Consider the following 15,370-nt stretch of genomic DNA (forward strand, 5'->3'; position numbering starts at 1 on the left):
GGTCCCAGGTGCGGAGGGTCGTGGGGGCGATGCCGAGGCGGCGGGCCAGGGCGCCGGTCGTGAGGGCGGGGCGGGGCATGGGGTCAGCCTTCCTTGAGGAGGGGCGCCTCGGGAAACGACGCATTATCGACGCGAGTTGAGGGGGCCCCGGCGCCTCCGCACGATGACGCCATGGACCCCACCCCGATGCCGGACGACGAACTCGCGCGAGGCGTCGTCCAGGGCGACGAGTCGTGCCTCGCCGTCGCCTACGACCGCTGGTCGGCGCTGGTGCGCACCACGGCCCGCCGCTGCCTCGGCGACCCGGAGGAGGCCGAGGACGTCACCCAGTTGGTCTTCCTCGGCGTATGGCGGGGCCGCCACGGCTACCGCCCCCACCTCGGCACCTTCCCCGGCTGGATCATGGGCATCACCCGCCACCGCATCGCCGACGCGCTCGCGGCCCGCGCCCGCCGCAGCGAACTGCGCGCCACGCCCACCGATGCCCCGGGCCCCGAGGTGGTCCTCGACCGGGTCCTGATCCACGCCGCACTCGCCCGGCTCTCCCCTCCCCAACGCCGGGTACTGACCCTCGCCTACTACGAGGACCTCACCCACCCCCAGATCGCCGAACGCACGGGCTGGCCCCTCGGCACGGTCAAGAGCCACACCCGGCGTGGCCTCCACCGACTCCGCCACGCCCTCCGGGAAGCCTGAGATCATTTCCGGCATGGACATGAGAGACGTGCTGATGGACTACGCGACGACGGGCGGCGTCGGCGTCCTGAGACCGGGAGCCGGACTGGACGCCGTCACCGAGGTGCTCGGAGCGCCGGTGGAGGCCGACTACTTCCCCAACCCGGAGGGGACGTGGCCTCGGACCTTCGCCTACGGCGACGTACGTCTCGAAGTCTGCGGCTGCCGTGAGATCTTCCAGGTCGCCCTGAGTACATGGACCGGGACCGTGGAGGTGCCCACCGGGCGGCCGGGGGAGGTGGTGACCCTCGCGTCGGAGGTCACGTTCGGGGAGCTGAAGGAGCTGTTCGCGGCGGCCGGGGTGGAGTGGGAGCTGGGGGAGCCATCCACCGTCACGACTCAACTCACCGTCGTCGTAGGGGAGTACCCCAAGAACGTGGACTACACCTTCGCCGTCTCCGACCCCACCACACCGGACGCCGCGACCCTGCACAGCGTGATCGCGAAGGACGTCGAGCACGCCTGCTAATCGTCCTCCTCCGCCCGCGACAACGCGTCCGTGATCAGCCGGGTCGCGAAGTCATGGTCGTCGGTCACCCGGTTGATGTGCTCGGCGAGGAGCGTGGCCGTCGCCTCCAGGGCCACCATCTCCGCCTCGGTCCACTCGCCGTACTGCTGGCGCCACAGGCTGGGGCTGAGTTCCATGGCGGAGGAGACGACGAGGCCGACCATGGTGGGGATGGCCTCGGGGCGGACGTTGACGGTCATCTGCCGCAGGGTGGCGACGAGGCTGGGTACGACGTACTCGATGACGTCCCGGTCGTGTTCCGCGTGCGCGAGCCGCAGCCACTTCATGTAGACGTAGATGAGTGTGCAGGCCCCGTCGAGGATGTCGCGCGCCCCCTGGGGGGTCATGGAGTCCGTGTACTGGTCGATCATCTTCTGCTGCTCGGGGTCCGTGGTGGTCCGCCCCGAGTACAGCGTCTTGAGCCGGGAGTCGATCATCATGAGCGCGGTGCTCACATCGCCGACGGGTGCGTACGCGGGATCACAGGGCGCGGGCACGGAAGCCTCCTCGGACGGTCACGGTGGGCAACGCCTCGTGCTCGTACCGTAGACCGCAGCCGTGCGGGCGGTCCGGAGAATCCCGAAAAGGGCCGCCCCCGTAGGAAGCGGCCCTCTCGCGGGGAGCGTCAGCGGCGGCCCGCCTTCTGCTCGGTGATGATGTTCAGCGCGTCGATGAGCCGCTTCAGCTTCGGCGCGAAGTTGGTCGCGCAGCCGAACTTGAGCGGCTTGCGCTTCCCGCCGGGCGGCAGGTTGTCGTTGTAGCGCTGGTTGTTGGCGTCCTGGTTGAAGATCGTCATCGCCTCGCGGGACTTGGAGATCAGGTCCTCACGGAGCATGTCGTCGTCGATGAGGGCCTGGATGGTCGCCTTCATCTCCGCGTCGGTCGGCACCTTGTCGTCCTTCATGCGCAGCGCGACCGCCATCAGACCGCCGGGCTCGTGCGTGGTCTGGAGCCCGACCTCGGCGCCGTTCAGGAGGTTGACGTGCGCGCCCTTCTTGGTGCACCAGTCGCGGCTGACCGGCGAGATGTGCTTGATCCCGCAGAACCGCTTCTTGCCCCCGGCGGCCTTCGCCGAGAACGTGGTGCGCGCGGCGACCCCGGGGAACAGCTCGGCCGCGTCCAGGACGCATTCGCCGAGCTCCTCGCCCTTGCGGGCCTTCTCGATGATCGACTTGAGGATCTTCAGGGACTTGCGGCCCCGCTGCGCGCTCTCGAAGAACTTCGTGACGCCGCTGACGACCCGCACGATCGCCTTGCCGACCGCCGGCAGCTTCCCGGCGACCAGGATCAGGCTGCCCACGTCGACCAGCGACCACAGGCAGCTCTCGATGTCGCCCTGCCCGAAGCACCGCTTGACGTTCTCCACGCCGAGCACTTCGAGGAGGATCTGACCGCCGTTCTCCACGACCCAGTCGATGATCGACTTGTTGACGGCGGCCAGCGCCTCCCGGTACTCGTCGACGCACTTCTGACCGCACTGGGCCAGCAGGATCGCCTCGTCGTCGGCGCTGAGCCCCGCCTCCTTGGGGCCGTCGGTGCCGGTGTCACCGGCCTCCATCGCGGCCTTGCGCTGCTCTTCGAGCCGCTTGCGCTCGGCGGCCTCGGCGCGGTCCGCGCTGGCGTCGGCGTCCTTGGCGGCGCCGTCCGCGTTCTTCGCGGCGGTCTCGGCGGCGGTGGCGTCCGACTCGGCCTTCGTCGCGGTGGACCGGGCGCTGGCCGCGTCCGACTCGGCGGCCGTCGCCGACGAACGGGCACTGGCCGCGTCGCGCTCGGCGTCCGTGGCGTCCCGGTCGGCGGCAGCGGCCTCGGACTCGGCGTCGGTCGCGGCGTACCCGGCGTAGACGGCGTCCACGCCGGCCTGCTCGTCGTACCGCTGGGCGTTCGCGTCGGCCTTCTTCGCGGCGGCTGCCGCCTTGTCCGCCTCGGCGGCCGAGGCGCGGGCCGCCGCCACCGACACCAGGGCCTTCGCGGCGTCGGAGGCCGCGTTGGCCGCGGCCTGCGCGGCGATCTTCGCGTCGCCGGCCGCCTTGTCGGCGAGGGCCTTCGCGGTCGCTGCGGCCTTGTTCGCCTCGTCGGCCTTGGCCTTCGCCGCCGACGCCTGCTGCTCGGCGAGCGTCTTGGAGGTCTGCCCGATGAGCACCGCGAACGCGGCGGAGACGTCGCTCTCCTGGTAGGGCGCGCCCAGCGAGATCGCGGTGTCGGCCGCCTTGGTGACGGCGTTCGCCGCGTCCCGGGCCGCCGTCGCCGCCTGGCTGGTCGCCATCGCGAACCCGGCCGTCTTCACGGCCCACGCGGCGGTCTTGAGGGCCTCCGCCTGCGCGGCGGTGGCCTCCTTGCGGGCCTTGATGGCCGCGGCCTGCGCCTTCTTCGCCTCGGCCTCGGCGCTGCGGGCGTTGCGGTTGGCCGCTGCCGCCGCGTCGATCGCGTCGGCCGCCGCCGCGTGGGCGGTGGCAGCGGCGGCGTGCGTGGTGGTGTACGCCGACCAGGCCGCGTCCGCCGCGGCGCGGGAGCGCGACGCGGCACCCTGGGCGCGGGTCGCGGCGGCACGCGCGTTCACCGCCGCCGTCGACGCGTCGTTCGCGGCGGACCGGGCCCGGCCCGCGGCGGCCGTGGCGTCGTCGGCGGCGCCGCGCGCCTCCGTCGCCGCCTCGCGCGCCTCACCGGCGGCGGACGTGCCCACCGCGGCTGCGGCAGCCGCTTCCAGGGCCCGCGCCCGCGACTCGGTCGCCTTCTCCTCCCGCTCGGCCTCGGCCGCCAGGTCACGGGCCAAGTACGCCTCGGCCTCGGCCTCTTCGGCCTCCGCGCGCTTCTGCGCGGCTGTCGTACCGGCCGTCTCCGCCGCGCCGCGTGCCACACCGGCCGCGTCCCGTTCGGCGCTCGCCCGCCGCTCGGCGTCGGCGGCCTTGCCGCGCTCGTGCGCCGCGTCGGCCCGCGCCGCGACCGCGTTCGCCTTCTCCCGCTCGGCGATCCCGCGCTGCCGCTTCGCCTCGGCGGCACCGGCCTGCGCGGTCTTCTCCGCCGCCTCGGCCGTGGCCTGCGCGTTCTTCGCCTTCGTCGCGTTGGCGGCGGCCTCCTTGGCCTGCTTGTCGGCCGCCTCCGCCGCCGCCTTCGCCTGCGCCGCCGCCTCCAGCGCCGCCGCCTTGCGGAACTCCGTCTGGAGGGCGTGCGACTGGGTCTTGGCGAGCGCCAGCAGCGCCTGGCTGTCGGCCGCCGTCGCCTTCGCCGCGTTCGACGCGGTCAGCGCCGTCTTCGCCGCCGCCTGGGCAGCCGCGTACGACGCCTTCGCGACCTGCACCGACCGCTGCGCGTACATCAGGCCCCGGCCGCGCGGCGTCTTGTTGGTGTCCGCGACCGTCCACGCCGACGTCTGCGCCGCGGTCGCCTTCTCGGAGGCGGCCTTCGCCGCGGCGACGGCCTTGTCCGCGATCGGCACCTGGGTCGCGGCCGCCGCCTTCGCCGCCGCCAGGTCGGCCGCGGCCTTCGTGAACACGGCCGGCTTCGGCTTCAGGATGCTGTTGGGGTTGGCCGCCCAGTACTTCTGGAAGTACAGGATCTGGTCGGCCTGCCACGCCTGCCGGATCGCCTCGGTCATCGCCTCCGTGGCGACCCGGACCTCCTTGGAGGCGGCCGTCTCGGCGGCCACGATGTCCTTGCGCTGCGTGGCCTGCGAGGCGTACTCGGCCTCCCACTCGGCGTGCGCCTGGAGGACGGCACCGCTCAGCACCCGGTAGTGGTCGATCGGGTTGGCGCTGTCACAGCTCGCCCAGGCCGCCTTGAGGACCTCGACCTCGCCGCGCTCCTCCATCGAGCCCGGCTCGGGGGCCTTCGTCGCGAAGCCGCCGAACCGCAGCACGCTCGCGATGTCGTTGGCCGACCCGGTGACCGGACCGCCGCCGATCCCGAACAGGGCGTCCTCGGCGAACGGCTTGTAGTTCGTCGCCCAGGTGTCCCCGGTGGTGTCGAAGGCCGCCAGGACCTCCTTCGCCTTGTCCAGCGCCGCCTTGCCGGCCTTCGGCGTCGGATCGCCGCTGACCTTGTACGCGAACTCCCGCTCCGCCTTCGCGAAGGCGAGGATGTCCGCGCCGAACTCCGGGGCGTGGTAGTCGCGTCCGCCCTGGGAGTTGACCGCCGCGTACGGCTTGTTGGTCTCGTTCAGCTTCTCCTGGCGGGTGCGGAACGCGGTCGACCGCGTGTCCTGCGCCGCCTGGTCGCGCTTCTGCGCCTCGCCGAGCGGGCCGGTGCCGTACCACCAGTCCTTCCACGCCGCCGCGACGTCCGCCTCCGTGCCGGACAGCGCGGTGTTGGCGACGGTCTTCATCTCCGGGCCGCCGTAGTGGGCGGCCTGGCCGACCTGGCAGCGGTCCTGGCGGGCCTGGGCGCCCAGGCTGATGCGCAGCGTGCGCAGGAAGGGGTCGGTGGGGTTGTCGCCGGGTTCGTCGGCGTGCGCCGGGACGACGGACACCAGGCCCGTCAGCAGGGCGGCCGAGGTGGTCAGCGCGGTCGCGGCCACGCCCCGGGTCAGGGCCGCGCGTCTGGCGCGCGGGTCTCTTCGGAAAGTTCTCAGCACAGATCAGCCACTTCTTCCAGGTACATGTCATGCCCAGGAGAAGCGGGCACCGCCCGGTGGTCGCCGGGCGCTGCTGCGGATGAAGAGAGCTGAGTCCCCCTGGCGTGCCGGTCGAGCACGCCGTCCCCCTGCCTTCCCCCGAAGGCGCCGAGATCGTCTCATAGAGATCAAGACAAAGGGAAGGCTTGATTGTTCTCCCGCTACGGCAAAGAAACCGCAACGGATCGACCGGAACCGTAAAAAACAGGCCGGGTTCAGAACCCGGGGAGCCCCTGCATCGACCGCGCCAGCTCCCCGACCGCCACGACCAGCGGCGTCACCGGCTGCACGAAGTCGTTCAGCCGGGTCAGCGCCCGCCGCACCACACCGGGTTCCGGCTCCGGCTCCGCCAACTCCTCGCGCAGCCTCCCCAGTTCCCGGCTCGTGCCCTCCGGGTCGGCGAGCCGCTCCCGGTGCAGCGCCAGCAACTCCTCGACGCGGGCGAGGAGTTCCGCCGTACGCCCCGCGTCGAAGGACTGGAAGGACACCGCGCCCGAGTACGCCGTCGCGCCCGGCCCGATCGCCTGGTTGCCGACGTTGCTCGTGCCGCCGTACTGGACGACACCCTGGTTGATCACCGGGCCCTGACGGCCTTCGTCACTCATGCTGCCCCCTCTACTTGGCCGCGCCGCCCGCCGGACTCGGCGCCGCCGCGCCGCCCGGCTGCTGCTTCGGGATGCCCTGGAGCGCCGTCGCGTTCGGGCCGATCGCCTGGTTGCCGACGAAGCTCGTCCCGCCCTGCTGGATGACCCCCTGGTTGAGGATGGTCTGCTGCTGCGCCCGGAAGTCGGTCGTGTCGTAGCCGTGCGCGTCGAGGAACTCCCGGATCGCCGCGAACGTGTGACGCTGGATCAGGGCGGTGACCCGCTCCGCGTCCAGGACCTGGAAGTAGTTCTGGTACTGCGGGTCGAGCGCCATCTCCCGCACGCTGATCCGCGCCCCGTAGTCGTACCCGGGGTCCTGCTCCATCGCCTTCAGCTCGTCGTCCATGCGCCGCGCGTGCAGCTTGTCGAACTGCGCGTGGTGCCGGGCCCGGAAGGGCGCCGCGAGCAGGGCGCCGCCTGTGCGGCCGATGGCGTTCACCAGCACCCCGCGCCGCGCGTCCGCCCCGAGCCCGGGGCCGCGCAGCCGGTCCACCGCGTGGTAGGAGGCGAACACCGGGCTCATCACGTGGTTGTCGATGTGCAGCTGGAGCGTCTGGCTGGCCGTCGAGAAGTGCAGCAGCACACTCGGTACGACGTCCCCGCCCCACAGCGGCACATGGACGGCGAGGTAGTGCCGGACGTGCCCGGTGGGCCGCAGCATGATCTGCTCGACCGCCTCCGGCGACAACCGCGTCACCGGCACCAGCGTGTCGGCCCGCATGAACCGCTCGTCGTCCGTCAGCGTCGTCCCGTTGACGAAGACCCGGTCCTCGATCGTCAGCGAACCGAGCGCCTCCTCACCGGCGGTCGCCTGGATCCGGCGGCGGACATGGGCGATCAGCTCGGTCACCGTGAACGGCGTCGTCTCCAGTGGACGCCCCGTGCCCGTCGGGTCGTCGGCGGGCAGCAGCGGCACGGTCAGCGGGTACTTGGAGACCGTCGCCGCGTACCCCATCCAGGGCGCGTACCCGCTGTAGATCGTCACGTTCCCGTTCTGCGCCTCGCCGATCGCCGCGATCCGCCGCGTGATCCAGTCCTTGCGGGGCGGCGCGGGCGGCGGCGCGCTGCCGAACCGCTCACGCGTCATCGTCGAGCGCAGCAGCCGGTCGATCTCCGTCTCGTGCCGCACGACCAGCGCGTACGCCGACGCCACCGCCCCGAACGACACCAGCGCGGCCGGGACACCGCCCCCGTACGCGCCCAGCAGCCAGGCGAGGAACCCCGGCAGCGGCGCCGAGGACAGCAGGACGGCGAAGTAGAGCGCGACCAGCGCGATGATCCCCGCCGAGACCGCCGCCCCCCACAGCACCTTGCTGTCGGGATGGTGCCGCCCGCGCGTCGACAGACTCGGCTGCACCGGACGCTGCACGATCCCCAGATACAGCCCGGCCGGGATCAGCCACAGCGGCGCGACCAGCGCGACGGCCCCGAACGCCACGGACAGCCGCAGGTCACGCGCGTGCCGCAGCTTCTCGGCGTGCAGGCAGTGCAGCGTCACCGCGACCAGGTCCACGTCCGGCGACGGCGCGATCGAGCTCGCCTCGTCCGCGAGGACCTCGTCCACCACCCGGCGGGCGAAGTTCTCGTCCGTGTAGGCCGCCGCGCACAGGTACCGGGTGACATCACCCTTCGTGCGCCCCAGCGGCATGCTCATCGGTACGGCGTTCCTCACTCCGGCCCCCTGTCTGCTCCTCGGACTCGACAACGCCCTCACCCTCCTGGCGGACACGGTCGTACGCGTTCCTGGCGACCCCTTGGTCAGCAGTGCGAGCAGGATGCCCGCGGCGAGGCCGAAGATGAGCCCCGAGCGGGCGAAGTTCCTCAGCACCGTCTCGTCGAACCTGATGCCCGAGGGGTCCGTGTAGAACAGTTCGGGGACCAGCCACAGGGCCAGGTACATCAACTCCGCCGCCAGGACACTGCCGACGAGGCAGCGCAGCCAGCCCGGCAGACGGGCCGGCAGCCGCGCCGGGAGCAGCAGGATGCCCGCGAACATCAGCAGGGTCAGCAGGTTGTTGCTGACCAGGTAGCCCATGCCGCCCATGTCGTCCGGGTCGTACTGCCACGACGGCGCGTACCCCGCGACGGCGAGCCACCTCGGGAAGCCGCCCTCGCGGTAGTGCTCGACGTAGTAGTCGTCGAGGGGATCCCGCATCCACGGGCCGCCCACGACGACCAGCACCACCAGCATCATCAGACGGCCCGACCTGGGCCCGCCCGCAACTCGCCATCGAGACACCGGCATGGGGTTCCCCCGTCATCCCCGAAAACAGTGGCCGCACTCTATGGCATCCCCCGCCCCGCGCACCCCGAATCCGCAGAACCCACGTCGACTCCCCTCAACCCCCGGCCGGACACAGCCGTCACCGGGAGACGTCCTCGACGATGCGGGTGGCCGCGGCCCGGCCTTCGGGGGTCGGGGTCAGGGGGTAGACGTGCACGGCTCCGGCGCAGACCGTCACGTCGAGCGGTACCCCCTCGGCGGCGGCGCGCTCCCGCAGGCGCCGCACGCCGGGGTAGAAGACGTCACGGGTGCCGATGAACACCGTGACCGGCGCGAGACCGGTCAGCGGCCCGTTGAGCGGGCTCAGACGGGGGTCGGACGGATCGTCACCGCCCGCCCAGACACGGCCGATCTCGACCAGGCCGGCCGGCGTGAGCCACGGGTCGCGCCGTGCGACGGCCCGCACCTCGGGCCCGCTGAGCGTGAGGTCGAGCCAGGGCGAGACCAGGATGATCCGGCGAGGCTGCGGCAGGGCCGCCGCCGCGAGCTGCCCGGCGACGCCGAGCGCGAGACCGGCGCCCGCCGAGTCGCCGGCGAGGGTCACCGCCCCGGCGGGCAGCCGCTCCAGGAGCTGCCGGTACACCTCGATCACCAGCGGATACGCCTCGCGGTAGGTGTGCTGCGGGGCCAGGCCGTAGAGCGGCACCTCGACCCGGACGCCGCGGTCGGCCAGGGACCCGATCAGAGCCCAGTGCTGTCTGGCGATCTCGCTGGTGTACGCCCCGCCGTGCACGTACACCGCACCGCGGGTGGCCGCGTCGCCGCGCGGGCGGACGGTCCAGCAGTCGAACCCGGACACCCGCCGTACGGACACGTCATGGCGCCGGCACAGGGCGGCCGGTGGCCGGCCGCTGCCTTTGGGCTTGCGCATCCTGGCCCGCGCCCGCGCGGCGGTCGACGAGCCGGGCTTGGCGGTGAGCCGCAGCACGAGGGCGACGGCGTGCATCGCGATACTCATCGCGTCCTCCAGTCGGGGTGATGCGACGACGCACCGGGGCGGGGCTCCCCACCTTGACGCCGAACCCGCGGCACCGCCACCCGGATGCCCGCCCGAACGGGCGGAACCGCCCTGCCCGGGACCGGGATTGCGGGCCTGCGCACAAGTCGTTTACAACCGCCGCGTGTGTCTCATAGGTTGGACAGGCGTCCACTTCAATGGTCGTCAGGTGCTTCTTCCCCTGGAGTCCCCCATGCCTGTGCCGCCCTTCGCAGACCATCCCGCGCCCGCGCCCGAGCAGCGGACCGCGGTCGACAAGGCGCTGGTCCTCCTCAAGTCCCTCGCCGAGGAGGACGGGGACATCGGGGTGAGCGAACTGGCCCGCCGGGCCCGCCTCACCAAATCCACCGCCTTCCGGCTGCTCGGCATCCTCCAGCGCAACGAACTCGTGGAGCGGGTCGGCAGCAACTACCGGCTCGGCACCCAGCTCTACGACATGGGCAACCGCGTCTACGGCCCGACCCCCCGCCTCCTCCAGGAACGGCTCCTGCCCTACCTCGCCGAACTGTACGAACTCACCCACGAAACCGTTCACCTCGCGGTCCTGCGCGGCACCGAGATCGTGTACCTCAACAAGATCCACGGCCACCGCGCCACCCGCTTCCCCTCCCGCATCGGCGCCCGCCTGCCCGCCTACTGCACCGGCGTCGGCAAGGCCCTCCTCGCCTTCGACCACGACGCCGCCGAGGCCGCCGTCGCGGCCGGCCTCCCCGCCCGCACCGAGTACACCCTCACCGACCCCGACCGCCTGCGCGCCGACCTCGGCCGCATCCGGCGCGAGGGCATCGCCTACGACCGCCAGGAGGTCGCCCTCGGCCTGACCTGCGTCGCCGTCCCCGTCATGGGACCCGACGGCCGGCCGGTCGCCGCGCTGTCCGTGGCCGGCGCCGACCACCGCTTCGACCCCGCCCGCTACGCACCCGCGCTGCGGAGGGTGGCGTACGCGGCGGGCCGCGTCCTCAGCGCACGGCCCGCCGCGTGACGCGGCGCCGTCAGCGCCTGCTCTTGCTGGCCCCCGAGCCGCCGAGTTCCTGGTCCAGCTCGAAGCCCTCCTGCGCCCAGCCCGCGATCTTGCGGAGCTCGGCCTTGAGCTCGTTCCAGGTCTTGAAGTAGTTGCCGATCGCGCGGATCTCCATCGGGATCACCTTGGTGCCCTCGACGTCGTGCGGGGCGATCTCGTTCATCCCGCCGAACACCTGCTGCTGCGACACCTTCGGCCTGCCCGTCAGCGCCGACTTCGCGTAGGTCTCCAGGGTGACCGGCGCCAGCCCGTTCAGCTGCCGGGTGCTCTCGTCGAAGAAGGACAGGGACTCGCCCTCCGTCTGCGTCTTCTCCTGGAAGTCGGCGAGCCGGCTGACGATGGCCTCGTTGTTGGCGCGCAGATAGCTCTGCACGTCCTTGGGGAGCAGCCGGTAGGTGTCGGTGAGGTTGGAGCGGGACAGGAAGATCGTCTGGTTCTTGATCTGGCCCCGGTCCTGCGGCTGCGCCACGTAGTCGGCCATCGCGGCGACCTGGGTGAAGTAGAGCTGGAGGAAACCGTTCAGGGAGTCCGTCTCGGACTCGTTGCGACCGCGCTTCTTGCCCGCCGCCGAGCTGTCGAACTTCGCCAGCTCGGCCTGGGCGAACGGCTTGGCCTGGTTCAGCCGGAACAGGGCGCGCGGCAGGGGCGCGTCCGCGATGTCCGGGGCCTCTTCCCGGTAGTGGTCGAACACCAGCGGGATCCCGGCCAGCGGCACGCCGATCGTGTACTGCACGTACAGCCCGTCGCCCTGGCCCTCCCGGCCGGCCGTCTCGACGTACCCCTCGCCGCTGAGCGTCACGCCCTCGGAGTCCGGCAGGAGCTGGAGGCCCACGGTGGCGTCCGCCAGCTGCGTCCCGTCGACCGCGCTGTAGAAGTCGTCGCGGACGCGCTGCATCTCGTCGACGATCCGGTCGAGTTCGTCGGGACCGGCGTCCTTCTTCGTCCCCACCACCTGGACGGCACCGGAGACGAACTCGATGTTGGAGTACGCCCCGGACCGGTCGGCCAGCTGCCTGCTGTCGGAGACGACCGTGAAGGCGCCCTCGGCACCGGTCGCGAGGTTCGTGTCACCGGGCAGCTTCGCCCCGGACCGGTCCCGCACCCGCTTGTCGACCTCAGCCTCGAACCCTTCCATGCGCTGCACGGACGCCCCGTGGGCGTGCCCGTGATGCGCGGGCGCGGTCTGCGCCGCAGCCGCCTCACCCACCGGACGGGACATCACCCGCCTCGCCGTCGCCTCGGCCTCCCGCTCGAACCGGTCCGAAGGGTCGGAGACCGACAGCCCCGACCCGTTGTCCGTGCCCGACACCGGCCCCTGCCGCTGCTGCACGACGTGCGTCAGCTCGTGCGCCAGCGTGTGCGGGTCCCCGCCGCCCTTGCCGATGACGACATGGCTGCCCGACGTCCAGGCCCGCGCGCCGAGTTCGGCCGCCGAGCGCTGCGCGGCCTGGCCCGTGTGCAGGCGCACGTCGGAGAAGTCGTGGCCGAGACGGGACTCCATCTCGGCGCGTACCGGCTCGTCGAGGGGCTTGCCGGACGAGCGCAGCACGTCGTGCGCCGTCGACCGCTGCACCGCGGCCTCCCCGGCCTCCGCTTCGCCGGACACCATCCGGCTCACCACCGCGTTGCCGACGCTGCGCTGCAACGCGCCCAGCACGGTCGCCGTCAGCAGCCGCGCCCGCGGGTCCGCCGCCTCGACGCCCGGTTTCCGGTCCGCTCGCGGGGCCTTGGCGGGCTTGCGGTCCGGCCGCTCGTGGGCGTGCATGGGTGTCTCCGTCCAGCGTTCAGACAAGGGCCCCTCCGTCGTACCGGGCGCCGTCAGCCCTGGTCCAGGCCCCGGAGGGCAGACCTGGGGGCAAGACCGTTTCCTTCGGCGCCGCCGTACGGCACGCTCACCACGACGTGGACGACGCTCTCGCCGTCCAGCGACTCGTACACGTGCGGCCGGTCGCCGGGGTAGCGGACGGAGTCGCCCGCCGACAGTTCCACCGGGCTCTCCGCCGGGCCCACCCGGACCCGGCCGCTCACCACGTACAGGTGCTCCAGCGTGCCCACCGGGTGCGCCTCCGACGCCCCGCCCGCGCGCTGCCCGACCCGCAGCAGATAGTTCTCGACGACCCCCGAGCCGTACACCAGGCCGAGCGCCCGCGACTCGAAGCCGGCGCCGCACTCCCACACCACCTCGTCGCCCCGCTGCACGGTGACCGACGGCTGCCGGTCCGCCACCAGCCGGGCCACCGGCACCCGCAGGGCCGCCGCGATCGCGAACAGCGTGTCCACCGTCGGGTTGCCCGACCCCTGCTCCAGCCGCGACAGCGTCTGCTTCGCCAGCCCGGCCCGCCGCGCCAGCTCGGCCAGGGAGAGGCCGCGGCGCTCCCTGAGCAGCCGGATGTTGTGGGCCACCATGGCGTTCTCTGAGGACACCCGACCACTGTAGACACGCCCCGCCCCCCGGGCCGACGGCGAGAGCATCCTGTGTGCTGCCCGGCGGAACACCGGTCGGAGGCCGGGAGGACGTGATCGTGGGCATCGCCCTGGACCTGCACTCCCCGGCCGGCGACTGCTGGTGCACTGTCCGCCGGGAGCGCACCGGACTTTTCGGCGCAACCGCCGCGTACGTGCCCACGCTCCGCCATCGCCGTGCCACAGTGCGGCACGACGGCGTGACCGCTGAATGTTCAAGGTCTTTGCTGAGGGCAGCCGGTGACGAGTTCTCCGAGGCACCCGGCCCGCGCGGCCCTCCTCACCGGCGGTTCGACAGGAAGGAACGCCGTGAACGGACACCCTGAAGGGGCGCAGCCCCGACCGGAGCCGGCGGTGGCCCGATGAGGACCGTGACCGTCGGAACCGGGCCGGTCTCCTTCGCGGACGTCGTCGCCGTGGCCCGCGAGGGCGCGGGCGTCCGCCTCGGCGACGACGCCCTGTCGGCGCTGGAGAAGGGCCGCGCCCGGGCCGAGGAGCCCGCAGCGCGACCGGACGCGGTGTACGGCGACCTCACCGGCTCAGGCGGCCTCATCGGTTCCGGCGGCTTCATCGGTTCCGGTGGCTTCGCCACCGAACGCGTCCCGCCCGCCCGGCTTCAGCGGTCGCCGGTCCGCCCGCACGCGGAGGGCAGTGGCCCCGAGGTCGAGCGGGAGGTCGTCCGCGGCACGATGCTGCTGCGTCTGTCCACGCTCGCCAGCGGCCACACCGGCATCCGCCCCGCCACCGCCGGACTCCTCGCCGCCCTCCTGTCGGCCGGTATCACCCCGGTGGTCCGGGAGTACGGCTCCCTGGGCTTCTCCGGGGGCCTCGCCCCGTGTGCGTCGGCCCTGATGGGCGAGGGCGAGGTCCGCGACGCCTCCGGCATCCTGATGCCGGCCGCCGACGCGCTGGCCGCCGCCGGACTCACCCCGGTCGACCTGCGCGAGAAAGAAGGCGTGTCCCTCCTCTACGGCGTCGAGGGGATGCTCGCCCACCTGGTCCTCGCCCTCACCGACCTGAACCGCCTGCTGAAGACGATGGACATCGCCGCCGCCATGTCCGTCGAGGCGCTCCTGCGCACCGACCGGGCCTTCGCCCCCGAACCGCTCTCCTTACGCCCCCACTCGGGCGAGGCCCGCGCGGGCGCCAACCTCGTCGCCCTCCTCGCCGGCTCCGGTGTCCTCGCTTCCCACCGGGACCCCGACCCGGGCTGCCCCTGCGCCCAGGACGCCTACTCGCTGCGCCGCACCCCACAGGTGCACGGCGCGGTCCGCGACACCGTCGACCACGCCGCAGCCGTCGCCGGCCGGGAACTCGCCGCCGCCGTCGACAGCCCGGCCGCCCCGGACGACGGGCGGGCCCGCTCCGACGGCGCGCCCGTCGGGCACGTCCTCGACCTCCTCGCCCTTGCCGTCGCGGACGCCGCCTCGATCAGCGAACGCCGCACCGACCGGCTCCTGGACGTCGCCCGCGCCGGCGGCCCGCCCGGCGTCGACAGCGGCTCCATGATCGCCCAGTACACGCAGGCGGCGATCGTCTCCGAGCTGAAGCGGATCACGGTACCCGCGTCCACCGACTCCATCCCGCCCGGCGCGGTGCCCGAGGGCCACGTCCCGACGGGCTGGGGCGCCGCCCGCACACTGCGCCGCGCCGTCGACGGCCTCACCCGGGTCGTCGCCGTCGAAATCCTCACCGCCGCCCGCGCCCTGCACCTCCGCGCCCCGCTGACCCCGTCCCCCGCGACGGCGGCGGTCGCAGCGCTCCTGAGGGAACGCGGCATCCCCGGCCCCGGCCCCGACCGCTACCTGGCGCCGGAGATCGAGGACACCGTCGCCCTGATCACCTCCGGCACCGTCGTCGACACCGTCGAGCAGGTCACGGGACCGCTCTCATGAGCCCACAGCCCGACCCCGCGCCGCTCGCTCCGCGCCGCTTGCTCCGCTCCGGGAACTCGGGGGTGCGAGCCTCGGTCTGTCGGGGTGGCCCGCAGCGGGCTCTTGTGCGTCGACAGGGCAGCCCGGCCCTGCGCCGCTGCCCTGTGCCCCCCGCCCTGCGCCCCGCACCGCTCTGCCCCGTTCGCTCCGCGCCCTCGCTCCGCTCCGGGAACTCGGG

11 protein-coding genes are annotated in these 15,370 nt (G+C 73.0%); 4 read left to right on the forward strand and 7 right to left on the reverse strand.

Features of this window, described 5'->3' with window-relative positions; genetic code table 11:
* Positions 1 to 171 precede the first annotated feature (171 nt).
* Entirely contained in the window at positions 172 to 696 is a 525-nt protein-coding gene (locus tag AOK24_RS16625; RefSeq protein ID WP_055720854.1) for an RNA polymerase sigma factor, read from the forward strand.
* A gap of 13 nt (positions 697 to 709) precedes the next feature.
* Positions 710 to 1,204 (forward strand): hypothetical protein, encoded by a 495-nt coding sequence (locus tag AOK24_RS16630; RefSeq protein ID WP_055720860.1) that lies wholly within the window; start codon positions 710 to 712, stop codon positions 1,202 to 1,204.
* On the opposite strand, the gene AOK24_RS16635 is transcribed toward AOK24_RS16630, so the two are convergent.
* The 5 genes from AOK24_RS16635 to AOK24_RS16655 all read right to left on the reverse strand — a co-directional run bounded on the left by AOK24_RS16635 (position 1,201) and on the right by AOK24_RS16655 (position 9,735).
* A complete protein-coding gene (locus AOK24_RS16635) occupies positions 1,201 to 1,740 on the reverse strand; it encodes a hypothetical protein (protein WP_055720855.1) in 540 nt (179 codons plus the stop codon). The genes AOK24_RS16630 and AOK24_RS16635 overlap by 4 nt on opposite strands.
* 128 nt (positions 1,741 to 1,868) lie before the next feature.
* On the reverse strand, positions 1,869 to 5,810 hold the full coding sequence (locus tag AOK24_RS49685) for a hypothetical protein (protein WP_240553959.1): 3,942 nt from the start codon (positions 5,808 to 5,810) through the stop codon (positions 1,869 to 1,871).
* 254 nt (positions 5,811 to 6,064) lie between these two features.
* Positions 6,065 to 6,454 carry a hypothetical protein gene (locus tag AOK24_RS16645; RefSeq protein ID WP_055720856.1) on the reverse strand — a complete coding sequence of 130 codons (390 nt, stop codon included), beginning with the start codon at positions 6,452 to 6,454 and terminating at the stop codon, positions 6,065 to 6,067.
* Between the two features lie 10 nt (positions 6,455 to 6,464).
* Positions 6,465 to 8,738 (reverse strand): hypothetical protein, encoded by a 2,274-nt coding sequence (locus tag AOK24_RS16650; RefSeq protein ID WP_055720857.1) that lies wholly within the window; start codon positions 8,736 to 8,738, stop codon positions 6,465 to 6,467.
* A 118-nt stretch (positions 8,739 to 8,856) separates the two neighbouring features.
* The gene (locus tag AOK24_RS16655; protein WP_206191212.1) at positions 8,857 to 9,735 is read right to left on the reverse strand and encodes an alpha/beta hydrolase fold domain-containing protein; all 879 of its coding nucleotides are present in this window, start codon (positions 9,733 to 9,735) and stop codon (positions 8,857 to 8,859) included.
* Positions 9,736 to 9,967: 232 nt separating this feature from the next.
* Here AOK24_RS16655 and AOK24_RS16660 point away from each other — a divergent pair, with 232 nt between their 5' ends.
* Entirely contained in the window at positions 9,968 to 10,756 is a 789-nt protein-coding gene (locus tag AOK24_RS16660) for an IclR family transcriptional regulator (RefSeq protein WP_055720858.1), read from the forward strand.
* A gap of 10 nt (positions 10,757 to 10,766) precedes the next feature.
* Here the strand turns inward: AOK24_RS16660 and AOK24_RS45015 are convergent, their stop codons facing one another.
* Both AOK24_RS45015 and AOK24_RS16670 read right to left on the reverse strand, forming a co-directional pair.
* Positions 10,767 to 12,560 carry an eCIS core domain-containing protein gene (locus AOK24_RS45015; protein ID WP_063799462.1) on the reverse strand — a complete coding sequence of 598 codons (1,794 nt, stop codon included), beginning with the start codon at positions 12,558 to 12,560 and terminating at the stop codon, positions 10,767 to 10,769.
* A gap of 53 nt (positions 12,561 to 12,613) precedes the next feature.
* On the reverse strand, positions 12,614 to 13,219 hold the full coding sequence (locus AOK24_RS16670) for a helix-turn-helix domain-containing protein (RefSeq protein ID WP_240001472.1): 606 nt from the start codon (positions 13,217 to 13,219) through the stop codon (positions 12,614 to 12,616).
* 401 nt (positions 13,220 to 13,620) lie between these two features.
* On the opposite strand from AOK24_RS16670, the gene AOK24_RS16675 reads away from it, so the two are divergent.
* Positions 13,621 to 15,153, forward strand: coding sequence for an aromatic amino acid lyase (locus AOK24_RS16675; protein ID WP_055720859.1), 1,533 nt, complete (start codon positions 13,621 to 13,623; stop codon positions 15,151 to 15,153).
* Positions 15,154 to 15,370: the final 217 nt, after the last annotated feature.

The sequence above is a fragment of the Streptomyces niveiscabiei genome (genome assembly GCF_001419795.1).
GTDB classification, from domain to species: Bacteria; Actinomycetota; Actinomycetes; order Streptomycetales; family Streptomycetaceae; genus Streptomyces; species Streptomyces niveiscabiei.